This is a genomic window from Streptomyces sp. NPDC059989, from assembly GCF_042736975.1.
Lineage (GTDB): Bacteria > Actinomycetota > Actinomycetes > Streptomycetales > Streptomycetaceae > Streptomyces.
The window spans coordinates 186,885-196,892 of sequence record NZ_JBHWUO010000011.1 but is presented as its reverse complement, the minus strand read 5'-3'; the positions used below and the strand labels follow the sequence as shown (position 1 = coordinate 196,892).

Annotated in this window: 9 protein-coding genes; 5 read left to right on the top strand and 4 right to left on the bottom strand. The window is 73.9% G+C overall.

The annotated features are described in order from the left end of the window. The 4 genes from ACFWBN_RS12950 to ACFWBN_RS12935 all read left to right on the top strand — a co-directional run. On the top strand, positions 1–1,281 hold a 1,281-nt coding region (locus tag ACFWBN_RS12950; protein ID WP_385175108.1), incomplete at its 5' end, for a tetratricopeptide repeat protein. Between the two features lie 3 nt (positions 1,282–1,284). Beyond that, positions 1,285–2,937 (top strand): protein phosphatase 2C domain-containing protein, encoded by a 1,653-nt coding sequence (locus ACFWBN_RS12945; RefSeq protein WP_385175104.1) that lies wholly within the window; start codon positions 1,285–1,287, stop codon positions 2,935–2,937. Positions 2,938–2,991: 54 nt separating this feature from the next. Continuing rightward, on the top strand, positions 2,992–4,317 hold the full coding sequence (locus ACFWBN_RS12940) for a VWA domain-containing protein (protein WP_385175100.1): 1,326 nt from the start codon (positions 2,992–2,994) through the stop codon (positions 4,315–4,317). 37 nt (positions 4,318–4,354) lie between these two features. Further along, on the top strand, positions 4,355–5,353 hold the full coding sequence (locus tag ACFWBN_RS12935; RefSeq protein ID WP_385175097.1) for an FHA domain-containing protein: 999 nt from the start codon (positions 4,355–4,357) through the stop codon (positions 5,351–5,353). On the opposite strand, the gene ACFWBN_RS12930 is transcribed toward ACFWBN_RS12935, so the two are convergent. Beyond that, entirely contained in the window at positions 5,334–6,371 is a 1,038-nt protein-coding gene (locus ACFWBN_RS12930) for a methyltransferase domain-containing protein (RefSeq protein WP_385175094.1), read from the bottom strand. The two genes, ACFWBN_RS12935 and ACFWBN_RS12930, sit on opposite strands and share 20 nt — an antisense overlap. Before the next feature lie 167 nt (positions 6,372–6,538). Here ACFWBN_RS12930 and ACFWBN_RS12925 point away from each other — a divergent pair, with 167 nt between their 5' ends. Next, positions 6,539–6,943, top strand: a complete 405-nt coding sequence (locus ACFWBN_RS12925) for a globin (protein WP_385175091.1) — start codon at positions 6,539–6,541, stop codon at positions 6,941–6,943. Positions 6,944–6,958: 15 nt separating this feature from the next. Here the strand turns inward: ACFWBN_RS12925 and ACFWBN_RS12920 are convergent, their stop codons facing one another. Genes ACFWBN_RS12920 through ettA form a run of 3 tightly spaced genes read right to left on the bottom strand, consistent with a single transcriptional unit; the run spans position 6,959 to position 9,805 of the window. Continuing rightward, positions 6,959–7,678: a hypothetical protein gene (locus ACFWBN_RS12920; RefSeq protein WP_385175087.1), complete on the bottom strand. Its 720-nt coding sequence runs from the start codon at positions 7,676–7,678 to the stop codon at positions 6,959–6,961. After that, positions 7,675–8,130, bottom strand: a complete 456-nt coding sequence (locus ACFWBN_RS12915) for an acyl-CoA thioesterase (RefSeq protein WP_385175084.1) — start codon at positions 8,128–8,130, stop codon at positions 7,675–7,677. The genes ACFWBN_RS12920 and ACFWBN_RS12915 overlap by 4 nt, the downstream gene beginning before the upstream one ends. Before the next feature lie 10 nt (positions 8,131–8,140). Then, entirely contained in the window at positions 8,141–9,805 is a 1,665-nt protein-coding gene (gene ettA, locus ACFWBN_RS12910) for an energy-dependent translational throttle protein EttA (protein WP_385175081.1), read from the bottom strand. Between the last annotated feature and the right edge of the window lie 203 nt (positions 9,806–10,008).

The window sequence follows — 10,008 nt, the reverse complement described above, 5'->3', positions numbered from 1 at the left end:
GCACCGGCGGGCGCCGTCGCCGCGGGCGGCACGCCGCCCGGCTGGACGCCCGCGCCCGTGGGCGGTCCCGCGTCCGGCTCGACTTCGTGGCCGGGCGGGTCCACCGGCGCGCCCGGGACTCCGGCCGGCGGTCCCCCGTCCGGCCCGACCTCCTGGCCGGGCGGGCCCACCGGCGCGCCCGGAACCCCGCCGGGCGGGACGCCCGTGCCCGTGGGCGGGGCGGCCCTGCCCGGGCTCGGCAGCACCGCCACGCATGTGGCGGGGGCTCCGGTGCCCGCGCAGCGGCAGGCTCCGGCGGCGCCGGCCCGGGGCGCGGGGCCCGGCCCCGCACCCGTGTCCCCCGCCCGGCCCGCGGCGGCGACCACGCTCGATGCCCGGGACACCGCCCTGGCCCTGCCCGTACCGCTGGTGGACCCGGCCGACCCCAACGCCGGTTTCCTGGCGGGTCTGCTGGCCACCGCGCCCGGCGACCTCCTGGGCGCCCTCGGCTCGGCGCCATCCGAATCGGCCGAGCTGTGGCTGCGCGAGCTGCGGGCCCGGCTGGAGCTGGGCGAACTGCCCGCGGCCGGCCGCACCCTGGTGGAGCTGGAGGCGCAACATCCGGACGACTGGCGGGTGGTGTGGGCCCGCGGGATCGCCTCGCTGGCCACCGGCGAGAACGAGATGGCGGCCCTGTCCTTCGACGCGATCTACGACGCCTTCCCGGGCGAGCCCGCGCCCAAGCTGGCCCTCGGGCTGTGCGCGGAGGTCCTGGGCCAGCTGGACAACGCCGCCGAGTACTACCGCCTCGTCTGGGCCACCGACCCCGGCTTCGTGAGCGCCGCCTTCGGGCTGGCCCGGGTCCAGCTGGCCGCGGGCGAGCGGGGCGAAGCCGTCCGTACGCTGGAATCCGTACCGGAGGCGTCGATCCACTACACCGCCGCGCGGGTGGCGGCGGTACGCGCACGTCTGCGCGACCGGTCCCCGCAGGAGCCGCTGCCGGCCGATCTGGCGGCGGCCGCCGACCAGGTGGAGGCCCTGCGGCGGGCGGGCCTGGATCCGGAGCGCCACGAACGGCTCGCGACGGAAGTTCTGGGCTCGGCCCTCGACTGGGTACTGTCGGGTAGCCGGGGTTCCGACCCCGGCCGGACCTCGCTGCTCGGCAGTCAACTGGACGAGCGGGGCCTGCGCTTCGGACTGGAGCGCTCGTACCGCGTGCTCGCACGGCTGGCGCAGCGGGGCGAGGAGAGGATCGAACTGGTGGAGCGGGCAAACCGTTTCCGTCCCCGGACGTGGGTGTGAGTGATGTCGATGCATCGGCTGTCGGGCTGCCCCAGCTGCGCGGAACCCCTGGAGGAGGGTGACCGTTTCTGCGGCGTCTGCGGCTACGCCGTCACCGCCCCTCCCCCGGCTGCGGCCGCGGACCACCCGACGATCCCGCTCCCCACGGCCCCGCCGCGCGGCGCGGCCGCCGGGCAGGAAGCGGAAGCGGATACGGGTGCGGGTGCGGGTGGTCCCGCGGGCGGCTACGGGGCTCAGGCCCGCGGCGGGCCCTACGGTGCGCCCGAGGCCGCCCCCGAGCCCGCCCCCGGGTGGGGCAGCGTGGCCGCGGCCGCGCCGACCCTCGTCGGCGACCCGGCCGACTGGGCCACGCCCCCGCCGGAGCCGGGCCCCGACCCGGTGCGCGAGACCCCGTACGAGGCGCCGCACCAGACCCCGTACGAGTCCCCGTACGGAACCGCCCCGCAGGCCGCGGTGGACGAGCCCGAGGCCCGCCACGACCTGGCCGGCAGCACCGGCACGCCCCCCGAAGGCACCCCGTGGGGCGCGGGCGGATCCCCGTACGGAACCGCCCCCCAGGACCCGGCGGCGGGTCCGGCGGCCCGGTACGACCTGCCCGGTGGCACGACGACTCCCCCCGAGGGGACCCCGTGGGGCGCGGGCGAAGGCGGCAGCCCGCACGAGGAGAACCCGGGAGCGGCCGCCGAAACCCCGCAGGGGAGCGGTGCGGGCGGGAAGACCTGCGTGGCCTGCCGGGCCGGGCACGTCGACACCGACGGGTACTGCGAGCACTGCGGTCACGCCCAGCCCCGGGAGCGGGACCACCTCGAGGAGGAGCTCGGCAGCGTCGCCGCCGTCAGCGACCGCGGGCTGCGCCACCACCGCAACGAGGACTCGTTCGCGGTCGCGGCCACCGCGCTGCCCGACGGCTCCGCCGCCACCGTCGCCATCGTCTGCGACGGCGTCTCCTCCGCGAGCCGTCCCGACGAGGCGTCGGCCGCCGCGGCCGGCGCCGCCAACGAGGCCCTGCTGGACGCGCTGCCCCGCGGCGCCCACCCCCAAGAGGCCATGCACGAGGCGATCCTGGCCGCGGCCGCCGCGGTCAACGCGCTGGCCCCGGAGGTCGCGGGCGCGCAGAACGCCCCCGCCTGCACCCTGGTCGGCGCCGTCGTCAGCGGCGGGCTGCTGACCATCGGCTGGGTGGGCGACAGCCGCGCGTACTGGGTCCCGGACGACCGCGCGGCCCTGCCGCGCCGCCTCACCGAGGACGACTCCTGGGCCGCCCAGATGGTCGCGGCCGGTCTGATGGGCGAGGCCGAGGCCTACGCCGATGTCCGCGCCCACGCCATCACCGGCTGGCTCGGGGCCGACGCGTACGACCTCGAACCGCACACCGCCGTGTTCAAGCCGGACCACCCCGGGGTGGTCGTGGTCTGCACCGACGGCCTGTGGAACTACGCGGAGTCCGCCCGGGAGATGGCCCAGGTGCTGCCCGCGGACGCCGCGACCCGGCCCCTTCACAGCGCCCAGGTCCTGGTGGGCCACGCCCTCGACGGCGGCGGCCACGACAACGTCACCGTGGCCGTGGTGCCGTTCGCCGCGACCCCGGAGGCGGGGACCGGGCCGCAAGCCCCACCGGAACCGGAGGCGGAAGCGGACCCTCCGCACCGGGCCTGACCCGCCCGGCCCGTCCGCCCGCCCCAGCCCTCTAGGACCCTAGGAGTCCAACCGATGGCGAACTTCGCCAAGCCGAGCGCCGCGCGCTTCAGCGTGGAGGTGTACCAGAACGAGTTCCTCCCCCAGGGCGGGCGGGACGTCCACGCCATCGTCACGGCCACCTCCACCGGTGGCGCCGCCGCCACCCGCGCCACGGCGGCCCACGGCTCGGCAGCCGTCGTGATCATGGTCGACTGCTCCGGTTCCATGGAGTATCCGCCGGACAAGATGCGCGGCGCCCGCGAGGCCACCGCCGCGGCCGTCGACACCCTGCGCGACGGCACCGCCTTCGCCGTGGTCGCCGGGACGCACGTGGCCAAGGAGGTCTACCCGGGCCAGGGCCGGCTCGCCGTCGCCGACCCGGTCACCCGCGCCCAGGCCAAGGAGGCGCTGCGCGGCCTCGCCTCGGGCGGCGGCACCGCCATCGGCACCTGGCTGCGGCTCGCGGACGGACTGCTGCGCCGGTCCTCCGCCACCATCCGGCACGGCATCCTGCTCACCGACGGCCGCAACGAGCACGAGGACCCGGCCGTGCTCCGCGCCACCCTCGACGCCTGCGCGGGCCGCTTCACCTGCGACGCCCGCGGGGTGGGCACCGACTGGGAGGTCAAGGAGGTCACCGGCATCGCGAGCGCGCTGCTCGGCTCCGCCGACATCGTGGCCGATCCGGCCCACCTCGCCGAGGACTTCACGCGCATGATGGGGAACGTCATGGGCAAGGAGGTCGCGGACGTCGCGCTGCGCCTGTGGACCCCGGTGGGCGTGGAGATCCAGTACGTGAAGCAGGTCGCGCCGACGGTTCAGGACCTGACCAACCGCCGCACCGAGGCGGGCCCGCGCGCCGGGGACTACCCGACGGGCTCCTGGGGCGACGAGTCCCGCGAGTACCACGTGTGCGTCCGGGTGCCGAGTGCGGCGCTGGGCCAGGAGATGCTCGCCGCCCGCGCCTCGCTCGTCCTGCCGGGAGCGGCGGGCGAGCCCGCCTCCGTCCTCGCCCAGGGTCTGGTGCGCGCGGTGTGGACGGACGACCTGGCCGCCTCCACCGCCATCAACCCGCAGGTCGCCCACTACACGGGGCAGGCGGAGCTCGCGCAGGCTATCCAGCAGGGCCTGGAAGCCCGCAAACTGGGCGATGTGGACGGCGCCACGGCCAAACTGGGACGCGCCGTACAGCTGGCGAGTGCCTCCGGGAACGCCGACACTGCCAGACTGCTGGCGAAGGTGGTGGATGTGGTGGACGCGGTGGCGGGTACTGTGCGGCTGAAAGCCAAGGTCGCCGATGCCGACGAGATGACTCTTGAAACGCGTTCGACACAGACCGTCCGAGTGAAGAAGACCTGACGTGATGACGCAGGGAGATGAAGGGGGAAGCGCCGCCATGCCGACCTGCCCGAACGGGCACCAGTCCGCCTCCGACGACTGGTGCGAGGTCTGCGGCCACCGCATGGCCCCGGAAGGCGCCCCCGCGGCGCCCTCCTACGGCTACGGCTACCCCCCGACGGCCGGTGAGCCGACCGCCCAGGCCGAGCTCTGCCCGCAGTGCCGGACCCCTCGCGAGGCCATGGCCCCGTTCTGCGAGGAGTGCCGGTACAACTTCCTGACGCGTACGGCGACTTCCTACGCGCCGCTCACTCCGGACGCGGGCCCGCAGGCGACCGGTGCCACGCCGCCGCCCCCGCCGCCGCTGCAGACGCCGGCGGCGTACTCACAGGACCACTTCGAGTACCAGGGCTCGCGGCCCTCCCGGGTCAACCGGGCCGCCGAGCCGCTCCAGCGCGAGGACGACTGGCTGCTGCCGCCTCCCGCGAACGAGCCCCGGCAGGAGTACCAGCAGTCGGCGGCCCAGCAGCCCCGGTACCAGCAGCAGCCCCCGCCGCCGCAGCAGCGGCAGGAGTACCAGCAGGAGTACCAGCAGCAGCAGTACCAGCAGCCGCCCCCGCAGCAGCAGCACCAGTCCTTCGCGCCCCAGGGCGGCAGCTGGACCGCGACGATCGGCCCCGACCGCTCGTACTTCATGGCGATGATGCAGCGCAGCGGCCCCGAGGCGGCCGGGCTCAACCTGCCCGCGTACTCCCCGGAGCAGCACCTCCCGCTCTCCGGCGGCCAGATCACCATCGGCCGGCGCCGCGCCTCCACCGGGGAGTCCCCCGACATCGACCTGTCGGTGCCGCCGGAGGACCCGGGCGTCTCCCACCAGCACGCGGTCCTCGTCCAGCAGCCCGACCTCAGCTGGGCGGTGGTGGACCAGAACTCCACCAACGGCACCACCATCAACGGCGGCGAGGAGCCGATCCAGCCCTACGTGCCGGTGCCGCTGGGCGACGGCGACCGCGTCCACGTCGGCGCCTGGACCACGATCACCATCCGCCGCGGCTGAACCCCGGCCGGTCCGACTCCCCCAGGGGCCATACGTACGGGCCCTGGGGGTCGTCGAGCCACGACCACTGGCCGTCTTCGCTGACGGTGACCCCGAAGCGCTCCCGGGCCGGCCGGTCCTCCCGGCGCCACAGGTCCAGGGCCTCGCGGGCGTGCAGTGCGCCCTCGGTCAGCACGAGCATGAACTGGAAGCGCTCGTTCTCCACCAGCTCGTACGGGAGCCCGGGCGGCAGCCCGGCCGGCTCCTGCGGCGGCGCCGCCGTGGCCCCGCGCAGCGGGACGAAGTAGGCCTGGGTGTGCAGGAAGCGGCCCTCGGCGAAGTCGGGGCCCCGGACCGTCAGCGCGATCAGCCCGGTCGACAGCGGGGCCAGGATCCGCGCCCCCGGCCGGCACTGGCCGAGCCAGGCGTGCGGGATCAGCGGCAGCGTGCAGGTCACCATGATCCGGTCGAAGGGGGCCCGGGCGGGGCAGCCGCGCGCCCCGTCGCCCGTGACCACCTCGGGGTGGTAGCCCAGCCGGGCCAGGTGGGTGCGCGCGGACTCGGTGATCTCCTCGTCGAGGTCCACGGTGGTGACGAGCTCGTCGCCGAGCCGGTGGCAGAGCAGGGCCGCGTTGTAGCCGGTGCCCGCGCCGATCTCCAGGACGTTGTCGCCGTCGCGCACGTCGAGCGCGGCCAGCATCTTCGCCATGAGGGAGGGCTGGCTGCTGGAGGAGACCAGCCGGCCGTCGCGCAGCCGGGTCGCGAGCGGGGTGTCGGCGTAGACCCCGCGCAGCCAGCGGGCGCGCCGCTCGGGGTCGGGGTCCTCCTCCCAGACCCGTTCGTGGCCGGCGCCGCGGCCGGTCCAGAAGTAGGGGACGAAGACGTGCCGGGGCACGGCGGCGAACGCCGCCCGCCAGGCCGGGTCCTCCAGCACGCCGGCCGCCGTCAGCTCCCGCACCTGGGCGGCGTGCGCGGTCTCCCGCAGGTCCCGCGCGCCGGTGCGTGCCGTGCGTACGGTGCGTGCCGTGTGTGCGCCCATGCCTCCACTGTCCTGCGGGCGGCCCGCGTGTGCGAGTGCGGTCGGTCCGGCGGGGTGGCGCACCGGCCGGGCACCGGTCGGGCATGGGTCCGGCCCGGGTCCTGGAGGGGGTGCCGCAGGGTCCTAGGACCCCGGTCCTCCGTCCGGGCGTCTGAGACGATGGTCGGGTGAATGAGATTCCGCGGGGCACGCTTCAGGAGCAGACCTTTTACGAGCAGGTGGGCGGGGAGGAGACCTTCCGCCGCCTCGTGCGGCGCTTCTACCAGGGGGTCGCGGAGGACCCGCTGCTGCGCCCGATGTACCCGGAGGAGGACCTCGGCCCGGCGGAAGAGCGGTTCACGCTGTTCCTGATGCAGTACTGGGGCGGCCCGACCACCTACAGCGAGCACCGCGGCCATCCGCGCCTGCGGATGCGGCACGCCCCGTTCCAGGTCGACGCGGCGGCCCACGACGCGTGGCTGAAGCACATGCGGGTCGCCCTGGACGAGCTGGGCCTCGCGCCGGAGCACGAGGCGCAGCTCTGGAAGTACCTGACGTACGCGGCCGCCTCGATGATCAACACCGCGGGCTAGCGGCCGCCCGGGGGGTCAGACGGGACGGACCTGGAGGGCGCCCAGGCCGCCGTTCCGGCCGGGCCTGCGGGTGGCGACGGACCCGTACGGGGTGCGCAGGCGCAGCCAGCTCCCGGAGGCGAACAGGGCCACCGGGTCGGGTGCGTCGGGCGCGGGCGCGGGCGCGGCGGCCGGCACGGTGGACCGTATCGGACGCAGGAAGCCCAGGGACTGCGCGGCGTGCACGGCGCGCAGCGGGAGTTCGGTGTCGCCCAGCGTCCGGGACCAGATCTCGCGGCCGATGCGGTCGCGCTCGGAGCGGGTCCGGTGCTGCGGCTGCAGAGCCTCGTCGCGGGCCCGGAACTCGGCGACGGCACCGGCCACGGCCGTGCGGATCGCCTCGGATCCGGGCAGCCCGGGCAGCTGCTGCCAGCCGCCGCGGGGCGGGAGCACCCCGGTCCAGGGCGGCCCGGTGACCGGCCCGGGCACGGTGGCGCAGGCCGCGGCCTCGTCCACCGATTCCAGGAGCTCACCGGCGGAGACCGTCAGGTCCAGCGGGGTCGCGACGGGTGCGGCGAGCCGCACCGTGCGGATGGCCAGGACGTCGAAGGACGGCGGCCGTCCGAAGACGGCGAGCGCACCGCCGCCCGCCTGGAGGCGGACGGCGGCGGCGCGGTCGTAGTGCACCAGCCGGCCCAGGAAGGCGGCGAGGTCCGCCGCCTCCCCGGAGTCGGCGAAGTGCAGCTGCTCGTTCATGCCGCGAGGCGCCCTTCGGCGACCTCGGGCTCGTCGAGGTACTTCTCCAGGAAGTGCTTCTCCTCGGCCGTGATGCGGCGGGGCCGCCCCTCGGCGAGGTTGTAGGGCACGACCACGGTCGAGGCGCGCACGTAGACCTTCTCGGGCGCGTCCTGGGTCGCCTCGTCCTTGACCTCGTAGCCGATGGTCAGGGACGCGGCGCCTATCCGGGTCACCCAGGATTCGATGAGCACCGGCTCGTGACGGTGCACGAGGGGCAGCTTGTAGTCGATCTCGTGGCGGGCCACGACGGACCCGCCCGTGAAGGACTCGCTGCCCTCCCCCGGCGCCAGCCGGAACATGAAGTCGATCCTCGCCTCCTCCAGGTAGCGGAGGAAGACCACGTTGTTCACGTGGCCGAAGGAGTCCATGTCCGACCAGCGCAGGGGGCACCGGTAGTGGTGTCTGGCCATGACCGCGACCTCAGCCTCGGGTGAGCTTCTTGTAGGTGGCACGGTGCGGACGGGTCGCGTCCGCGCCGAGCCGCTCAACCTTGTTCTTCTCGTACGACTCGAAGTTGCCCTCGAACCAGTACCACTTGGACTCGCCCTCGTACGCCAGGATGTGCGTGGCGACTCGGTCCAGGAACCAGCGGTCGTGGGAGATGACCACGGCCGCACCCGGGAACTCCAGGAGCGCGTTCTCGAGCGAGGACAGGGTCTCGACGTCGAGGTCGTTGGTGGGCTCGTCGAGGAGCAGCAGGTTGCCGCCCTCCTTGAGCGTCAGCGCCAGGTTCAGGCGGTTGCGCTCACCACCGGAGAGGATGCCGGCGGCCTTCTGCTGGTCCGGGCCCTTGAAGCCGAAGGCGCTGACGTACGCGCGCGACGGCATCTCGACCTGGCCGACGTTGATGTAGTCCAGCTCGTCCGACACGACGGCCCAGAGGGACTTCTTGGGGTCGATGTTGGCGCGGCTCTGGTCGACGTACGAGATCTTGACGGTCTCGCCGATCTTGACGGAGCCGGAGTCCGGCGCCTCCAGGCCCAGGAGCATCTTGAAGAGCGTGGTCTTGCCGGCGCCGTTCGGGCCGATGATGCCGACGATGCCGTTGCGCGGCAGCGTGAAGGACAGGTCGTCGACCAGGACCTTGTCGCCGAACGCCTTGTTGAGGTTGTTGACCTCGACCACGATCGAGCCCAGACGCGGGCCCGGCGGGATCTGGATCTCCTCGAAGTCCAGCTTCCGCATCTTGTCCGCCTCGGCCGCCATCTCCTCGTAGCGGGCCAGACGGGCCTTGGACTTGGTCTGACGCCCCTTGGCGTTGGACCGCACCCACTCCAGCTCTTCCTTGAGGCGCTTCTGGCGCTTCTCGTCCTTGCGGCCCTCGACCTTGAGACGGGTGGCCTTCTTCTCCAGGTAGGTGGAGTAGTTGCCCTCGTACGGGTGCGCGCGGCCGCGGTCGAGCTCGAGGATCCACTCGGCGACGTTGTTCAGGAAGTACCGGTCGTGGGTGACGGCCACGACGGCACCCTTGTACTGCGAGAGGTGCTGCTCCAGCCAGTTCACCGACTCGGCGTCGAGGTGGTTGGTGGGCTCGTCGAGGAGGAGCAGGTCCGGGGCCTCGATCAGCAGCTTGCACAGCGCCACGCGGCGCTTCTCGCCACCGGAGAGGTTGGTGACGGGCCAGTCGCCGGGGGGGCAGCCCAGGGCGTCCATGGCCTGCTCCAGCTGGGCGTCGAGGTCCCAGGCATTGGAGTGGTCCAGGTCGTCCTGGAGCTTGCCCATCTCGTCCATGAGGGCGTCGGTGTACTCGACGCCCATCAGCTCGGCGACCTCGTTGAAGCGCTTGAGCTTCTTCATGGTGTCGGCCGCGCCGTCCTGGACGTTCTCCAGGACGGTCTTCGACTCGTCGAGCTTGGGCTCCTGCATGAGGATGCCGACGGTGAAGCCGGGCGACAGGAAGGCGTCGCCGTTGGACGGCTGCTCGAGGCCCGCCATGATCTTCAGAACGGTGGACTTGCCGGCACCGTTCGGGCCGACCACACCGATCTTCGCGCCGGGCAGGAAGTTCAGGGTGACGTCATCAAGAATCACCTTGTCGCCGTGCGCCTTGCGCGTCTTGCGCATGGTGTAGATGAACTCAGCCAAGAGAAACCGTCCGGCAATCGTTGTGTGGGCAGATACACCCCATCTTGCCAGCCGTCCATACCTGCGGGCGAATGGGTAGGTCAGAGCCCCTGAGCTGGTGAGCGGGCCGGGCAGGGTCCGACGAGGACTCCGGCCGGGGGTGAATCCTTTCCGGACCTCCCCGCCTCTTGTGTGTGTACCGGCCGAACGGGCCGGCGGAACCA